Below are 15,177 nucleotides of genomic sequence, written 5' to 3'. Positions count from 1 at the left end.
ATAAGTACTTTATAACGATCATTCCTCAAAAGGAGAATGCCGGTCATGACCCAAACGATGGTTGGACTTGTCAAAGCGCACCGCAGAGCCGGAGCCGTACTGATGGAGGTGCCCGTTCCCGAATGCGGGCCGGATGAAGTGGTGATCCGCGTCAAAGCGAGCTCGATCTGCGGAACGGATATGCATATTTATCAGTGGGACGACTGGGCCGAACAGCACGTCGTGACCCCCAACGTGTTCGGCCACGAATTTGCGGGCGTCGTGCACGAAGTTGGCTCTCAGGTGACCCGCGTCCGCGTCGGGGATTATGTGTCCGCCGAAGGCCACATCGTCTGCGGAATGTGCAAGCAATGCCGTTCGGGCAACGCTCACGTCTGCCCTCATACGCGAAGCTTCGGCATTACCGCGCCGGGCTGCTTTGCCGACTATGCGGTGACCAAGGCGGTCAACATCATCCCGAACGACAAGTCGCTGCCCTTCGAGCTGGCCTGCCTACAGGACCCGCTGGGCAATGCGGTCCAGTCCGTGCTGTCCGGCGACATCGTGGGCAAGTCCGTCGTCGTGATGGGCGTGGGCCCGATCGGCCTTATGGCCGTTCAGGTCGCGAAGGCCGCGGGCGCGGGCAAAATCATCGCCGTCGACCTTAACGGGTACCGGCTGGACATGGCCCGGGAGCTGGGCGCCGACGCGATCATCCAGTCTTCTCCAGCGGTCTCGGCCCCGGAGCTGATCCGGGAAATGACGGGCGGGGAAGGAGCCGAGGTCGGCCTCGAAATGTCCGGCAATGCCCGCGCCATCAACGATCTGCTGGAAGCCATGTCTCCCGGAGGCCGCGTCTCCCTTCTGGGTATTCCGGCTCATTCGGTGCCGATCGATCTGTCCCGGCACGTCATTTTCAAGGGCCTTCAGGTCCACGGCATAACCGGACGGCGCATGTACAACACCTGGCACCAGATCAAGGGACTGCTGGACCAGAACCGCATCGACCTTCAGCCGCTCGTCCGGCATACGTTTACGCTCGACCGGTACGAGGAAGCTTTTGACTTGATGGCTTCGGGCCAGTGCGCCAAGGTCGTCTTTACTCATGCTTAAAAAACGGAGGGTGAACATATGAGCGGATTGGATTATTTGGCGGAAGAACTGGAGCAGCTCAAACGGGAAGGCCGGTACCGGCTTCCCGCCGTGTGGGAAAGCGGCTCGGACGTCTGGATGGAACTGGACGGCCGGCGGGTGCTTCAGCTTTCCTCGAACAATTATCTGGGTTTTGCCAATCATCCCGATCTCAAGCGGGCCGCCGCGGATGCGGTATACCGCTATGGCGCCGGCAGCGGTTCCGTACGCACGATAGCCGGCACGCTGGAGATTCACGACGAGCTTGAACGGGAGCTTGCCGCGTTCAAAGGAACGGAAGCCGCGCTCGTCTTCCAGTCCGGCTTTACGACGAACCTCGGCGTGTTCTCCACACTGCTGCAGGATGGCGACGTCGTGATCAGCGACGAGCTGAATCACGCGAGCATCATCGACGGAATCCGGCTGTCGAAAGCGGCGCGTAAAATCTACCGGCACAAGGACATGAATGCGCTCGAAGACGTTCTCCGCGCCAGCGGCCAGTACCGGAAGCGCTTCATCGTGACCGACGGCGTGTTCAGCATGGATGGGGACATCGCGCCCCTGCCGGCCATCGTCGAGCTGGCCGAACGCTACGACGCCATCGTCTGCGTCGACGATGCCCATGCCAGCGGCGTGCTCGGCCGCAACGGCAAAGGCTCCACCGACCACTTCAACCTGCACGGACGGGTGCATATCCAGATCGGCACCCTGTCCAAAGCGATCGGCGTGGTCGGCGGTTACGCGGCCGGAAGCCAGGCGCTGAAGGAAGTGCTGATCCACAAGGCGAGGCCGTTTCTGTTCAGCACCTCCCATCCGCCTTCCGTCGCGGCCAGCTGTTTGGAAGCCATCCGCGTGCTGCGCGGCAGCTCGGAGCTGGTTGAGCGGATGTGGTCTCATGCCCACGGTTTCCGCAAGGCGCTGATTCAAGCCGGCTTCGATACCGGGGCCAGCGAGACGCCGATTATCCCCATTATTATCGGGGATGCCGCGGCAACGATGCATTTCTCCAGCCGTCTGCTGGAGGAAGGCGTATTCGCCCAGGGGATCGTCTTCCCTACCGTTGCTGCCGACAAAGGCCGCATCCGGATGATCATTACGGCCGCCCACTCGCAGGATGATCTGGACTTCGCCCTGGAGGCGCTCAAAAAAGTAGGGCGCGAAACCGGCCTTATCTCATAAGCAAAACCTGCCCCGGCTGTTTGGCAATAGGCCGCTGGGCAGGTTTTTTATGTTAGGACGGGAGGTAACAGGCCCATGAGTCAATGCCTAGTTAACTATTTTTTTAGAAGCATCCGCTTCCTTCACTTGTACAGCTCCACCCATTGGTGCAGCTGCTGCTTCAGCTTCTCGCGTACCGCCTTCGGCTCCAAAATTTCCGCCGCCGGCCCGTACTGCATCACCCAATTGAGAAACTCGCGCTCATTGTTGACCGTCACCTCGAAAATAAGACTCCCGTCCTTCCGGTCGCGTATACGGGGGTGGACGAATAACTCTTCTTCCTTAATATATCGCGCCACCTCCGCGTTGAACTTCACCTTAAACGTCATGTTTTTGTCCCCGCGCTCGATGGACCAGGTGTTCTTGAGATACTGCCGGATGTTGAAATCCCCTTTCTCAAAAGTCTGCCCGGTCACCTCCACCTGCTGAAAACGGCTCATCCGGAACGTGCGGATCTCTCCCTTCAAATGACAATACCCGATGAGATAGAAGCGCTGCTCGCGCGGAACGAGATAATACGGATCGATCTGCCTCTCCGTCGTTTTATTGCGGGACATCGTATGATAAACGGTCGAAATGGTTTTCTGATCCAGAACGGCCCTGATAATGATCTCCAAAAAATTCGGATGCTCCTGCCGGTAAGCGGGCGCTCCCATCTGAATAATGCTCGTAATGTTTTGCACGATATCGCGGTGATGGCTCTTCTCCTTTCCGTGAGTCGCCATTACCTTATGATAAGCCTGGTCAAACCCAGGCGGCAGCTTTTCCGTATCAAGGACAGAGGGAAGCATCGAGAAAACGAGCGCCTCCTGTTCCGTAAAGTTTAGCGGGTACAAGAAAAATTTCCCCATAAACCGGTATCCGGTTCCCCGCCCGTCGTTAGTGATCGGCGATATCAGACTCAACGTTTCGAGATCCCGGTAAACCGTCCGGAGATTGATTCCGCATTTACGCGCAATGTCCGAAGCCGAGATGCCGGGATTGGCCTGAATGGCCATAATAATATGAAACAATCGGATGACTTTGTCCATCATAAGGGCCTAGTGTCACTCCATTCCATTAGGTCTATGTGCCTATGGAAGTTAATTCGACACCGACCCCAGACCTTCCTACTCCTTCCATAAAATCAGAAAATCGGTAGTGACTTCCCGGAGGCAGGGACAGACTCCCTTTTCCGGTATCGGCACAACAATTTCCTTGAACCCGGTCCTGGTTTTGTCCCTGATCCTGATCCTGGTCCTGTTCCCGTTCCTGTCCCTGGTCTTGGTCCTTCTCTTGGTCCTGCCCCGTCTCCTGACTGTGCTTCTTTTCCTTATCCGCATCCTTTCTATTATGGTCTTCATCGTCTTCTTCTTTTTTCTCGGTCTCCTTTGCCCCCGGCTCCGTACCTCCGCCTTTCTTCACGACTGTCTCTATATAATCCATGTCAACTCCCAGCTCTTCACAAATCCTGCCGACATCCAATATAAGCTTCCTCTCCGTCTCCATCTCTCTGCATATCTCCTTCCCCAAATCATGAAATGAATTCCATTATTTAGGTTATCACTTCGATGCGACACCTGTTTGTCTCGAATGGATGTTTGCTTTTTTTTACTTTTATCTGCAAAAAAATAACCCGTCCGACAGAATAATGTCTGTCGAACGGATTTTCGTGCTAACCGATACCTTGCGAAGCGGGGTCTGTTTCTGGCGTGGACGCCGGCTTATCGTCACTCCCCTGCCGAGACGGTTTCGATCAATCTTGCAAGCAGAGCCGTGCGCGGCGCGATCTCGTCCAGACGCACAAACTCGTCCGGCGAGTGCGCGAAATCCCCCCGCGCGCCGAGTCCGTCCAGCGTCGGAACTCCGCACGCCGCAGTGAAGTTCCCGTCGCTGACGCCCCCGGTCGCCGTCTCGCCGAGCTCGAAGCCCAGCTCGTCCGCGGCGATTCTCCGCGCGATGCCGTACAACCGCGCAATCGCGTCCGTGCGCTCCATCGGCGGGCGCATCATGCGGCCTTCGACGCGCAGCCGCGCTCCCGGCAGGTGCGGACGGAGGCCCGCGATCAGCGCGTGCATCCGCTCCGCCTCGGCCGCCGTCTTCACGCGCACGTCGAGCTCGGCTTCGGCACGGTCCGCGACCACGTTCGTGCCGATGCCTCCGTGCACAACGCCGACGTTCACCGTCGTGCCGATGGCGTAATCGGTGAGGCCGTGCAGATGCTGGATTTGGTGCGCCAGCTCCTCGATGGCCGAGACGCCCTTGGAGGGATCCACGCCCGCATGGGCGGCAATCCCTTCCACGATGAGCTTGTAGCGGCCGCTTCCTTTACGGCCGGTTTTGAGCGCGCCATCCGGCTCCATCGGAGGCTCCAGCACGAAGACCGCCTCGCAGACCCGGGCGGTCTGCTCGATAAGCCCGCGCGAGCTGGGGCTTGAGATCTCTTCGTCGCTGTTAATCAGCAGCACGACGGTGACATCCTTCGCGGGCCCGCGCCCTTCGTCGCCGAGCAGCTTCAGCGCGAACATCGCCTGAAGCAGTCCCAGCTTCATGTCGTATACGCCGGGCCCCAGGGCTCTGTCCCCGGCGAGGCTGTAAGGCCGCCGGGCCGCTTCGCCTTCGGGCCATACGGTATCGTAATGGCCCAGCAGAAGGATGCGCCGGCTGCCGTCTCCCCACTCGCAGAGCAGCCGGTCGCCGGCAACCTCATGGGGAACGCGTGTTACCGTTCCGCCGGTCAGACGGCGGAACTGAATCTCGTACCAGTCCGCCATCCGGTCGCAGAGCGCCTTGTTCCGTGAAGGCGAGTCCATGTTTACGCTCTCTTCCAAGAGCCGGAGCAGCTCCGGCATGTATTTTTCCACAAGAGTTACGTCTGACATACGAAATAAACCTTTCTTTGCGCAAAATAGACGGTACGTCCGTACAAACGCGCTGCGAATAAACGGACGGCATGCAACCCGCATGCCGCCCTCTTTTTTATGAAATGATCCGGTCTTACCTGTATAAAAGATTTTTAATGGGAATGCGAATTCGTGCCGAACAGCTTATCCAGCCCGTACACCCGCTCCAGAATGAAAATAAATACCAGGCTGAGCAGGATGACGACGGACGAAACCGAAGCGACAAGCGGATTGAGCGTTTCCTGCATATAACTGAAAATCGCCATAGGCAGCGTCGTCGTCTCCGGAGAGACAAGAAACAGCGAAACCGTCACGTTATCGAACGAAGTCAGGAACGAGAAAATCATGCCGGACAAAATAGCCGGACGAAGAAGCGGCAGCGTAATGTCGCGGAACACCTGGAACGGGCTGGCCCCCAGAATGTAAGCGGCCCGCTCCAGCGTGTAGTCGTAAGCGCTCAGCCCCGTCATCGTCAGGCGGACCACATACGGGATCGAAATCAGCATATGGGTGATAAGCAGCCCCGTGAAGGTTCCCGCAAGTCCGATCCGGGTGAAAAAGAGAAGCGCGGCCATCCCTATTATAATAGAAGGAACGGTAAGCGGAGACAGCAGCAGCGCGTTAACGAAGCCGCTTCCCGGGAACTTGTATTTATGGATCGCCATGGCGGCCAGCGTGCCGATGATGGTAGACAAAACGGCCGACAGAGCGGCCAGCTCCAGACTGAAAATAAACGATTCGATAAATTCCGGCCGGTCCAAAATTTTCTCATACCATTTCAGTGAAAAGCCTTCCGGCGGGAAGGACAAATAATTGGCCGACGTAAGCGAGGTCGGAATGATGACCAGCAGCGGCGAAACAACGAACAGCAGCACGATAAACGTGATAATGCCGAGCCACGGGATACGCTGGATCACGAGAACACCTCCCGGTAGCGTTTCGTTTCCACGATTTTCGTAAAGACCGTCACGAGCGCGTAGGTGGAAGCCAGCATCAGGAAGGCCAGCGCCGAACCGAGCGGCCAGTCGAGCGTGGCCATAATTTTCTCGTACGTGATGACAGGCATGACTTTAACCGAGCTTCCGCCCATCAGGGCAGGAGTGACGAAAGCGCTCATGGACAAGCTGAACACCAGTGTCGTCCCGGCAAAAATGCCCGGCAAGCTGAGCGGCAGCGTGATGGAAAAAAACGAACGGGCCTTCGAAGCGCCCAAAATTCCGGCTGCTTTGTACAGGGACTGGTCGACGGCATACAGGCTCGTCGCCAGCGCAAGTACCATGTACACGATGAAGGAATCCGTGAGACCGATGACCACGCCGAGCTCGTTGTACAGAAGCTTCAGAGGCTTGTCGATCACGCCGAGCTTGATCAGTGAGCTGTTAATCCAGCCTTTGTCGCCCAGAATGACCACCCAGCCGAAGTTGCGGATAACCACGGAAATCAGGTGCGGCGAAATGATCAGGAACGTGACGAGTCCGCGCATTTTACCCGATGCCTTGGACATGAAGAGCGCCACCGGATAACCGAGAATAAGCGTCAGCAGGACGGTATACAAGCTGAGCTTGATCGTCCGCCACAAGATGCCCGCGTAGTAGGGGTCCTGAACGAACAACAAGTAATTGTGCAGAGAGAACTGCTGCTCGGCGTTCTGCAGACTCTGAAGCAGGATGTAAATCATCGGAATGAGAAACGCGCCGAGCAGAACGATCAGACTGGGGGCGAGAAGAAACAGCCCCGTCCAGGACGACAGGCGGCGGATGCGGGAGGATTTCGCCTGCATGGCCTACTGCTCCTTCCGCGGGAATACGAAGACGTCCTTCGGATTCCACGTCAGTCCCACCTGCTGGCCCGCGGTGTAATCCGCCAGGCCGTCCTGCATCTGCATCCGCACGGTGACCAGCGCGGAGCCGATTTCCACCTCGCATTCCACGAAGGAACCGAGGAAGGCAAGCTGACGGATTGTACCCGCGGCCCGTACGGTATCCGCCAGCATGCCGGAGTCCGTCAGGCGGATTTTCTCCGGACGCACATAGGCGACCACGGATTCCCCGGTCGTAAACGTGCGTCCGTCCGCGGACGCCTCCAGCACGAATCCGGCATCGGTCTGCACAGCCATCCCGCCGTTCGCCAATCCCCGGACAATTCCGGGCAGACGGTTGGATTTGCCGATGAATGTGTGCACAAACTCGGAGGCGGGACGGTTGTAGATGTCCCAGGGCGTGCCGATTTGTTCGACCTTGCCGTGATCCAGCACAACGATCCGGTCGGACAAATACAGGGCCTCCTCCTGATCGTGCGTCACGAAGATTGTCGTAACGCCCGTTTCTTTGTGCAGACGTTTCAGCTCGTCGCGGAGTTCTTCCCTCAGCTTCGCGTCCAGGTTGCTGAGCGGCTCGTCGAGCAGAAGCAGGGACGGCTCGATCACAAGCGCCCGGGCGATCGCGATCCGCTGGCGCTGCCCGCCTGAAAGCTGCTTCGGATAGCGGTCGGCCACATGGGGCAGCTTGACGAGCTCCAGCACCTTCCGCACCTTGTCTTTGATTTCCGCCTTCGGCATTTTGCGCAGCTTGAGCCCGTAGGCTACATTTTCGGCGACCGTCATATGCGGGAACAGCGAATAAGTCTGGAACACCATGCCGAGGTCCCGCTTATTCGAAGGAACGCCGTTCATGCGCTTGCCTTTGATCGAAATTTCCCCGCCGTCCGGGTCCAGGAACCCGGCGATCATGTTCAGCGTCGTCGTCTTGCCGCACCCCGAAGGGCCGAGAAAGGAGACGCACTCCCCCTTCTCGATCTGCAGGTCAAAGTTATCGACGACCACGTTGGAACCGAACGTTTTACGGACGGCTTTAAGTTCGACATCTATCCTCTTTTCCAACTGAATCACCCGTTTTCCGAATCTATTTGCCTACCAGAGGTGCGATTTCCTTATTGAATCGGTCGATCCATGAGGCTGTGCTGCCGCCTACGGTTTCGTAATCGAATTTGACGATTTTGGAGCGGTCGAATTCGAGTTTTTTGGATATATCTTCCGGAAGCTTTACGGATGTAGCCGGGTTATAATACAGCTTTGAAGCGTACAGCGTCTGAATTTCATCCGTTAAAAGGAAATCGATGAAAAGCTTCGCGGCATTCGGATGCTTCGCGTTCTTGGTCATCGTAGCCACGTTCGGCACCAGATTGGCGCCTTCTTTCGGCACGACGAACTTAAGTTCGATCCCCTGGTCCTTCTGCACAATGCTGCGGGCCATCGTCCAGGATGTGTAGGCCGCGGATTTGTTTTGAAGGTTTTGCTGGAGCTGCGCAGCACTTTTCGCAAAGGTCGGCATGTATCCTGCAATCGTTTTCAGTTTTTCAAATCCGGGATCCATATTTTTCTCCGACCCGCCGTTCGCGTAAGCAAGCATGATCAGGGCCGAACGGCCGAAGTTGCTGGAAATTTCGGTCAGCGTCAGATTACCTTTCATTTCGGGACGAGCCAGATCGTTCCAGGACTCCGGAATGGGAAGATTTTTTTCTTTTACAATCGCTTCGTTATAGGAGATGCCCATCGGAGTGAAGTTAACGGCGACACCGCTGTCTTCAGCCACTTTCAGATCGGCGATCACGTTTTGCATATTCGGGATATCGGCTGCTTTAAGCGGTTCGAAAAGACCCTCTTTGCGTCCGATTTCCTGCTCGCCGCCTTCAATAATGGCCACGTCCGTCTGCGGATCGTTTTTAACCGCTTTCGCTTTGGCGACGATTTCGGTCGATACGCCGGATACGTACGTCAATTTGATGTCGGGATATTTCGCTTTGAAACGCTTGAAAATTTCGTCTTTCATCAGCTCTTCTACCGTAGCTCCGTTACCCGCAACAACAAGCTCTTTCTCCGGCTGCAGCGCTGAAGCCGATGCGCCCGGCGAAGCGGAAACTTCTTTTGCCGGCTCTTTCGAAGATCCGCATCCCGCAAGAAGTGATCCGCACAGAGCGGCAACTGAAACCAAGACCCCGATTTTCTTTTTCATGGATGGACATCCCTTCTATTTGGTTTTCTATATTGTTCACTATATATGAACAATGTTTCCTATAAGGAAATCTTAAAGTGATTCTATCACGCTCTTTCCTGCCTAGCAATACATATGTCAGCTTTCAAAAAAGATTATTTTTCCGGAGCGGAACACGACCGAAGCACCTCTAGGAAAGCCAAAATAAGTATGCTACAATAGCAATAATTTGCTTGAATGTCGGGATATTCCGACGATATGACCGCCTGGGGGAGTCTGTTTATGGAGCACCATTTGTCTTCTGTCAAAAACAGCAGCCGCCTGCTCAAAGAATTTCTGGACGGTCCGAAGGAGCTCGGCGTCACCGAACTGAGCCGCCGGCTGCAGTTGTCTAAAGGCGCCGTTCATAAGCTGCTCGCCACGCTGGAAAGCGACGGGTTTATTTCGCAAAATCCGAGCACGAAGCAGTACTCGCTCGGTTTTACCCTGCTTGAGCTCGGCACGAAAGTGCTTCGCGATCATAATCTCGTCGACTTCGCCAAACCTTACCTGCAGCAGCTTGCCGAGAAAACGAAAGAGCTCGCCTGCCTGTGTGTCGTTGACGGGAAAGACGCCATATATGTGGATAAAATCGATTCCCAGCATCCGATCCGTTTTAATGTGGATGCGTTCCGGCGCTTTCCGCTGTATGCCACCTCAGCTTCGCGCGTTATGCTGGCTTTCCGGTCGGAAGTGTATATCGACAGCGTGCTGGCGGACGGAATCCGTACATATACGCCGCATTCCATGCAGTCGCCGGAAGAAATCAAAGAACGGCTCGCGGCTATCCGCAGCCGCGGCTACGAGATTTCGACGAATCTGCGCAACGTCGGCGTGACGGGAATGGCGGCTCCGATCCGGGATGCGACAGGCGAGATTGTCGCGTCCGTCAGCCTTATCGGACCGTCGGACCGGGTCGTTCCGCAGCAGGATTCTTTCCTGCAGCAGGTGCTTCTGACGACGCGCAACATTTCGTTCGGCCTGGGCTACCGATAAAACAAAAAACCACCCGGAATAATATATTCCGGGTGGTTTTGTTCGATTATTGCCGGCGGGAAGCTCTGCCGCCGTGTGCGGGCCAGCCATGGCCACTTTTGCAGACTCGGCTTATTGATCCGCTTATACGACGTCGTAGCCCTGCTCTTCGATCGCTTCTTTGATCTGTTCGGGCTTTACGGCTCCCGCCTCGTATTCCACTTCAACACGGCCCTCGGCCAAATGTACCTGAGCCTTCGCTCCCAGCTCTCCGACCGCTTTTTCAACCGAATTTACACAATGCTGGCAGGACATGCCCTCCACTTTCAACGTCAGTTTTTCCATTTTCCTTTACCCCTTTCTTCTTCCGGTTTCCGGTTAGGTTGGTTTATTTCATAAGCTTATTGACAGTAACGAGCAGTTCGTCGATCACATCCGTATCGCCTTCTTGAATCCGTTCGATCACACAGCTTTTCATATGACCTTCCAGCAGCAGCTTGCCCACGCTGTTCAAGGCCGACTGCACGGCGGCAATCTGGTTGAGCACATCGTCGCAGTACGTGTCTTTGTCGATCATACCTTTCACGCCGCGGATCTGACCTTCAATCCGGTTCAATCTGGAAATCAGGTTGTTCTTCACCTTGTCGCTGTGATGGCTTCGTCTTTCCGTATCTTCGTCGTGCGTATGTGTATGGCAGGAAGTCCCGGCATCCGCCGAAGCAAGCGGAGCATTCTCCGTTTCGCCCGCGGTGCTGCCGTTATCCTTTTCGGAATGGAGTACCATCTTATTCAACCTCCCTCATAAACAGCATAACATACCCCATGGGGGTATTTCAACACTGTTTTTTATATGAATGTAGTCTTTCCGTCGAACCCAATAAATTTGGGGCTTGTTAAAATATTCTGGATTGGGTAATATAAAAATAACATATGAACAATTGCTCATACGTTGTGATATTTATTGGCATCTGCTCTTGAATATTTTACTTATTTTAAGAAACAAATGGCTGCGAGAAGAGAAGGATAGATCTTATCGAGCTTTCGGAACAAAGGAGGAACAGGTCATGAACGATTCAAAAAAACAAAAACAAGCAGGTGCCCCGGACGGGCCGGAACACCGGCACGATCACGGACATTCTCCCGAACAGGGCCAAAGCCGCCATTCTGATTTCAATCAAAATGACGGTCACTTTCATCCGAATGATCATACACACGCACATTCTCACGATCCTCATTCTTCGCATGAGCATTCTCACGACCATTCGCACGATCATGAGCACGGCGGGATCGGGCATCATCACGGACCCAGCAGCAAAAAAGGACTGTTTATCGCGTTTCTCATCACAGCCGGCATTATGGTACTGGAATTCGCCGGCGGACTGCTCACAAACAGTCTGGCCCTGCTGTCGGATTCCGGGCATATGCTGAGCGACGCGGCGTCCCTGCTGCTCAGTCTGGTTGCCATGTGGTTTGCGGTCCGCCCCGCCTCTCCCAAAAGAACGTACGGCTTCTACCGCGTAGAGATTTTAACAGCCATGCTGAACGGCGTCACCCTCGTTGTCCTCTCTATCCTGATTATCCGGGAGGCCGTCGAGCGTTTTGCCCACCCGCCTGCAATCGCGAGCGGCACGATGACACTCATCGCCGTCATCGGTCTGGTCGCCAACCTCGTCAGCGCCTGGTTTCTTACCCGGATGGGCGGCGCGAAAGACAACCTCAACGTCAGAAGCGCTTATCTGCACGTACTCGGAGACGCGCTCGGTTCCGTCGGGGCCATAATCGCCGGGCTGCTGATGCAGGCTTTCCAGTGGTATCAGGCGGACCCGATCATCTCGATCCTGGTCTCGCTTCTAATACTGCGCAGCGCCTGGGGCGTATTGAAATCCGCAACGCACATTCTGCTCGAAGGCGTTCCGTCGCGCCTCGATTCCGATGATGTCCGCAGTGCCCTGCTCGGTATTCCCGGCGTCCGCGACGTCCATGATCTTCACATCTGGACGATCACGTCCGGCATGGATTCGTTCAGCTGTCACCTGCTCATCGACGATGAAGCCGACAGCCAGACGGTTTTACAGCAGGCCGTAACCTGCATGGAGAACAAGTATAAGATCAAACATGCCACTATCCAGGTAGAAACCCGGCATCTGAAGCATGCGGAGTTCAGTATATGAGGTAGAAATGGCCTCCCTACCAGCCCGGCTTGATACAGCCCATAGTCATGAGGTCCCGGCAATACCAATTGTTCGCTGCTCGCGAAGAAGAAACCGAGCAGGCCGGCCTCGCCGATGCCGCGCCAGCCAAGCCGACGGCCCCGTTTACGCCTGATACGAGCCGGCGCAGCCCTGCCGTCATTCCGGCGGCCCGTTTGCCGCATGACGATCTGTAACAAAAAGCCCGCGCATTAAGCCGCGGGCTTTTCGCTTTTGCCGCCGTGAGGCCGGATTGCCCGGAAATGCCCCGCATAACCGGGCGCTGCCTCTTGCCTCTACTCGTCTATTCCCTGGTGAGTTTCGGCGGCAATTTCTTTCAGCGAGCGGATTTTACCGTGGGGATTTTGTCTCTGCTTTCGGCTTTTGGCCAAGCTTTCCTTCCGGCTTTTCGATTGGGTCATGAAACGACACTCCTTTTTATGAAGGGTACGGTTCGTCGCCGAGTCGATTCTCCGCTCAGCCTCCCTAGTTTTCGCCCGGAAATGGCCCCGCTATACGGCCGCTTTACTTTTTCATCCTTTTTTCTGGCCAGACCCGCTTACCAGCTCCGTTTCCATTAAAGGGATTCGGTTCCGGTTTTCTTTTCAGGCTTTCCGTTTCGGGTCCTTTAGTGCCTTGCAAAAAACAACTTGAAGCCCGTACTGGAACGATTTAGGATAGAAGATAGAAGAAAAAGGAAAGAACCGTCACGAAAGGAAACTCCGAAGACATGTACTCCGTTGGCGAACTTGCGCGTAAAGCGAACATCACGGTGCGCACGCTGCACCATTATGACCAGATCGGGCTTCTAAAGCCCTCAGGCTCAACCGAAGGCGGCCACCGGCTGTATTCCGACGAGGACGTCATGCGTCTGGAACAGATTGCGATTCTCAAAAAAATGGGACTCGGGTTAAAAGCCGTCCAAGAAATGCTGGACAGCTACGGAACCGACTGGCTCTCCTGCCTAGAAGATCAGCTTCAAATGGTCCGGCGCGAGAAGGAAAAGCTCGAAGAACTGGAGAGCATGCTCCGCGTTACGATTCATTCCGTCCAAATGGAAGGCACGCTGAACTGGAACACGATGTTTCAAATGATCCGGCTCAGTCAAAAAGACCCTGCGGCCAAGCAGCGCTTTATCCGCGAACATTTCACCGCCGAAGAGCGGAAGCGGCTCAGCAAGCTGCCCAATCTGAGCAAGGATGATCCTCTCACACTTCGTTGGACGGAAGAGGTTGCGCGGGCAAGGTCCGTCATGCACGAAGACCCGGCTTCTCCCGCTGCGCAGGATGTGGCTGCCCGAATCACGGGGCTGGCCTTGGAGGCTTTTGACGGCGATCAGACCTTGATGAACAAGCTGTGGGACCTGCACGGCGCGGAAGATAATCCTATGCTCCTCTATCCGTTCGAACCCGAACTGCTGGAGTTTCTAACCCGGGCGTTCGAGTATTACGACCGCAATCAGACGGTGCACGGTGCTGTACCCGCTCCGCAACCCTCCGGGGACAGGATACGCGGGAAGTAAGAAAGTGAGGATCGTGCGAACGGTCCATACCACGAACAGCAAATAACCGAATAACGGACTAAACAGGTATCGGCCTGATGATGGAGGTTTCGCGTGTCTTTTTTTAAATGGTTTTTTAACAGTATGAAGTCGCAGCCTGTGCAAAAGCAGCCAAAAGCTCCGCCCGTTCAATTGTTTTCCTCTTTCGCTCCGTATGGGCTGGGAGTTCTGGAGAATGACAGCCTCAAGCCTGTAGAAGCCCGCTTCGATGAGGTTTTCGGGAAACATGCCAAGTATTGGGACCATGTAAAAGCACGCGTGCTGAAAGAGCACCCGGGCATTTCGGAAACGGAGTATTCCTGGTTCTTACTGGAATTCAAGCGATTCCTGGCACTCAATATTTATTTGAACAACGTGGGTATGTACAGCGCGTCCGTGGATGCCATCTGGCACGAAGCCCTGATGTTCACCCGCGATTATCAGGAATTTTGCAGAGATCTGCTGGGAGAAATGATTCACCATTCGCCGCATGTCGGCGATACTCCGCAGCCGGGTGAGCATGAAAGAGCCCTTTTCGAGCTGGTCTACTCCCTGGTGTTCCGCTTCTATCCGGAAAATGAGCAGCTGCTCGGGAAATTCGGACAGCGCAGGCTTCACCCCGAATTTATCGCGTATGCCCGCGATTTTGACTGGAACCGGATCCGGCGGGATTATTTCAAGCCGAATACGATCCCCGTCTTTGAAGAAGCCGTTCAGGATCTCGTCCGTGAACTTTTTAACAGCATCCAAAATGCCCCGCCGGCCGCTGCGGCCCGTGCCGGAACTTCCCGCAGGATGTCTTCGTCCGCAAGGCCGTCGGCTTCTTCTTTTAACGCCAATGACGTGTCCGGCGCAGGATATGGCGCTCTTAGCGCTCTGCTTTTTTACTCCATCCTGAACGGGGACGACGACCGTGAAGGCAGCGGCGGCAGCGGCTCCGGCGGTTCGGATTGCAGCAGCTCTTCCTGCAGCTCATCGGACTGCGGCGGCTCGTCGGACAACAGCTCGTCCGGCAGCGATTCTTCCTGCAGCAGTTCGTCCTGCAGCGGTTCGTCCGACAGCGGCTCCTCGTGCAGCAGCTCATCGTCCTGCAGCAGTTCCTCATGCAGCAGTTCGTCCTGCAGCTCATCATCCTGCAGCAGTTCGTCTTGCAGCAGCTCCTGACCCGGCAGGACAGGGGGGCTTATGCGGCTTCACAACAAAGCAACGACGACCACGACGTCAAACAACAAATC

At 55.6% G+C, this 15,177-nt stretch carries 17 protein-coding genes; 7 read left to right on the top strand and 10 right to left on the bottom strand.

What is annotated here, in order from left to right; all coding sequences use genetic code 11:
- Window positions 1-45: 45 nt before the first annotated feature.
- A complete protein-coding gene (gene tdh / locus C4S74_RS07320; RefSeq protein WP_103994684.1) occupies window positions 46-1,092 on the top strand; it encodes an L-threonine 3-dehydrogenase in 1,047 nt (348 codons plus the stop codon).
- 18 nt (window positions 1,093-1,110) lie between these two features.
- Window positions 1,111-2,289, top strand: coding sequence for a glycine C-acetyltransferase (locus C4S74_RS07315; RefSeq protein WP_103994683.1), 1,179 nt, complete (start codon window positions 1,111-1,113; stop codon window positions 2,287-2,289).
- Window positions 2,290-2,411: 122 nt separating this feature from the next.
- Here C4S74_RS07315 and C4S74_RS07310 read toward each other — a convergent pair whose 3' ends face one another.
- From C4S74_RS07310 to C4S74_RS07280, 7 genes are all read right to left on the bottom strand, one after another.
- Complete coding sequence (locus C4S74_RS07310) at window positions 2,412-3,362, bottom strand: YafY family protein (RefSeq protein ID WP_103994682.1); 951 nt, start codon at window positions 3,360-3,362, stop codon at window positions 2,412-2,414.
- A 31-nt stretch (window positions 3,363-3,393) separates the two neighbouring features.
- The gene (locus C4S74_RS07305; RefSeq protein WP_103994681.1) at window positions 3,394-3,816 is read right to left on the bottom strand and encodes a hypothetical protein; all 423 of its coding nucleotides are present in this window, start codon (window positions 3,814-3,816) and stop codon (window positions 3,394-3,396) included.
- A gap of 221 nt (window positions 3,817-4,037) precedes the next feature.
- Window positions 4,038-5,189: a M20 family metallopeptidase gene (locus C4S74_RS07300; RefSeq protein ID WP_103994680.1), complete on the bottom strand. Its 1,152-nt coding sequence runs from the start codon at window positions 5,187-5,189 to the stop codon at window positions 4,038-4,040.
- 134 nt (window positions 5,190-5,323) lie between these two features.
- The gene (locus C4S74_RS07295) at window positions 5,324-6,127 is read right to left on the bottom strand and encodes an ABC transporter permease (protein ID WP_103994679.1); all 804 of its coding nucleotides are present in this window, start codon (window positions 6,125-6,127) and stop codon (window positions 5,324-5,326) included.
- Window positions 6,124-6,990: an ABC transporter permease gene (locus tag C4S74_RS07290; RefSeq protein WP_103994678.1), complete on the bottom strand. Its 867-nt coding sequence runs from the start codon at window positions 6,988-6,990 to the stop codon at window positions 6,124-6,126. Before C4S74_RS07290 ends, C4S74_RS07295 begins: the two co-directional genes overlap by 4 nt.
- A gap of 3 nt (window positions 6,991-6,993) precedes the next feature.
- Window positions 6,994-8,088, bottom strand: a complete 1,095-nt coding sequence (locus tag C4S74_RS07285) for an ABC transporter ATP-binding protein (protein WP_103994827.1) — start codon at window positions 8,086-8,088, stop codon at window positions 6,994-6,996.
- A 22-nt stretch (window positions 8,089-8,110) separates the two neighbouring features.
- Window positions 8,111-9,220: an ABC transporter substrate-binding protein gene (locus C4S74_RS07280; protein ID WP_103994677.1), complete on the bottom strand. Its 1,110-nt coding sequence runs from the start codon at window positions 9,218-9,220 to the stop codon at window positions 8,111-8,113.
- A 261-nt stretch (window positions 9,221-9,481) separates the two neighbouring features.
- On the opposite strand from C4S74_RS07280, the gene C4S74_RS07275 reads away from it, so the two are divergent.
- Window positions 9,482-10,234 (top strand): IclR family transcriptional regulator, encoded by a 753-nt coding sequence (locus C4S74_RS07275; protein ID WP_103994676.1) that lies wholly within the window; start codon window positions 9,482-9,484, stop codon window positions 10,232-10,234.
- Window positions 10,235-10,357: 123 nt separating this feature from the next.
- Here the strand turns inward: C4S74_RS07275 and C4S74_RS07270 are convergent, their stop codons facing one another.
- Both C4S74_RS07270 and C4S74_RS26940 read right to left on the bottom strand, forming a co-directional pair.
- On the bottom strand, window positions 10,358-10,558 hold the full coding sequence (locus C4S74_RS07270; RefSeq protein ID WP_042229261.1) for a copper ion binding protein: 201 nt from the start codon (window positions 10,556-10,558) through the stop codon (window positions 10,358-10,360).
- 43 nt (window positions 10,559-10,601) lie between these two features.
- Complete coding sequence (locus tag C4S74_RS26940) at window positions 10,602-10,997, bottom strand: metal-sensitive transcriptional regulator (protein WP_103994675.1); 396 nt, start codon at window positions 10,995-10,997, stop codon at window positions 10,602-10,604.
- Between the two features lie 280 nt (window positions 10,998-11,277).
- Between C4S74_RS26940 and C4S74_RS07260 the strand changes: the two genes are divergently transcribed.
- Both C4S74_RS07260 and C4S74_RS26430 read left to right on the top strand, forming a co-directional pair.
- Window positions 11,278-12,384, top strand: coding sequence for a cation diffusion facilitator family transporter (locus tag C4S74_RS07260; RefSeq protein ID WP_103994674.1), 1,107 nt, complete (start codon window positions 11,278-11,280; stop codon window positions 12,382-12,384).
- 47 nt (window positions 12,385-12,431) lie between these two features.
- Window positions 12,432-12,599 (top strand): hypothetical protein, encoded by a 168-nt coding sequence (locus tag C4S74_RS26430; RefSeq protein ID WP_181024331.1) that lies wholly within the window; start codon window positions 12,432-12,434, stop codon window positions 12,597-12,599.
- A 99-nt stretch (window positions 12,600-12,698) separates the two neighbouring features.
- Here C4S74_RS26430 and C4S74_RS26830 read toward each other — a convergent pair whose 3' ends face one another.
- Window positions 12,699-12,824, bottom strand: a complete 126-nt coding sequence (locus tag C4S74_RS26830) for a DUF6254 family protein (RefSeq protein WP_219819046.1) — start codon at window positions 12,822-12,824, stop codon at window positions 12,699-12,701.
- Between the two features lie 308 nt (window positions 12,825-13,132).
- Here C4S74_RS26830 and C4S74_RS07255 point away from each other — a divergent pair, with 308 nt between their 5' ends.
- Both C4S74_RS07255 and C4S74_RS07250 read left to right on the top strand, forming a co-directional pair.
- Window positions 13,133-13,924 (top strand): MerR family transcriptional regulator, encoded by a 792-nt coding sequence (locus C4S74_RS07255; protein WP_103994673.1) that lies wholly within the window; start codon window positions 13,133-13,135, stop codon window positions 13,922-13,924.
- Window positions 13,925-14,017: 93 nt separating this feature from the next.
- A complete protein-coding gene (locus C4S74_RS07250) occupies window positions 14,018-15,106 on the top strand; it encodes a hypothetical protein (protein WP_103994672.1) in 1,089 nt (362 codons plus the stop codon).
- Window positions 15,107-15,177: the final 71 nt, after the last annotated feature.

The sequence above is a fragment of the Paenibacillus sp. UNC499MF genome (genome assembly GCF_900107975.1).
Taxonomy (GTDB): Bacteria; Bacillota; Bacilli; order Paenibacillales; family NBRC-103111; genus Paenibacillus_F.
Note: the sequence above shows the minus strand (reverse complement) of the source record. Positions and strands in the feature narration are given on the sequence as shown.

Coding starts and splice junctions, on each gene's coding strand:
- tdh (WP_103994684.1), top strand. CDS start 46: ATGACCCAAACGATGGTTGGACTTGTCAAAGCGCACCGCAGAGCCGGA.
- C4S74_RS07315 (WP_103994683.1), top strand. CDS start 1,111: ATGAGCGGATTGGATTATTTGGCGGAAGAACTGGAGCAGCTCAAACGG.
- C4S74_RS07310 (WP_103994682.1), bottom strand. CDS start 3,362: ATGATGGACAAAGTCATCCGATTGTTTCATATTATTATGGCCATTCAG.
- C4S74_RS07305 (WP_103994681.1), bottom strand. CDS start 3,816: ATGGAGACGGAGAGGAAGCTTATATTGGATGTCGGCAGGATTTGTGAA.
- C4S74_RS07300 (WP_103994680.1), bottom strand. CDS start 5,189: ATGTCAGACGTAACTCTTGTGGAAAAATACATGCCGGAGCTGCTCCGG.
- C4S74_RS07290 (WP_103994678.1), bottom strand. CDS start 6,990: ATGCAGGCGAAATCCTCCCGCATCCGCCGCCTGTCGTCCTGGACGGGG.
- C4S74_RS07280 (WP_103994677.1), bottom strand. CDS start 9,220: ATGAAAAAGAAAATCGGGGTCTTGGTTTCAGTTGCCGCTCTGTGCGGA.
- C4S74_RS07275 (WP_103994676.1), top strand. CDS start 9,482: ATGGAGCACCATTTGTCTTCTGTCAAAAACAGCAGCCGCCTGCTCAAA.
- C4S74_RS07270 (WP_042229261.1), bottom strand. CDS start 10,558: ATGGAAAAACTGACGTTGAAAGTGGAGGGCATGTCCTGCCAGCATTGT.
- C4S74_RS26940 (WP_103994675.1), bottom strand. CDS start 10,997: ATGGTACTCCATTCCGAAAAGGATAACGGCAGCACCGCGGGCGAAACG.
- C4S74_RS07260 (WP_103994674.1), top strand. CDS start 11,278: ATGAACGATTCAAAAAAACAAAAACAAGCAGGTGCCCCGGACGGGCCG.
- C4S74_RS26430 (WP_181024331.1), top strand. CDS start 12,432: ATGAGGTCCCGGCAATACCAATTGTTCGCTGCTCGCGAAGAAGAAACC.
- C4S74_RS26830 (WP_219819046.1), bottom strand. CDS start 12,824: ATGACCCAATCGAAAAGCCGGAAGGAAAGCTTGGCCAAAAGCCGAAAG.
- C4S74_RS07255 (WP_103994673.1), top strand. CDS start 13,133: ATGTACTCCGTTGGCGAACTTGCGCGTAAAGCGAACATCACGGTGCGC.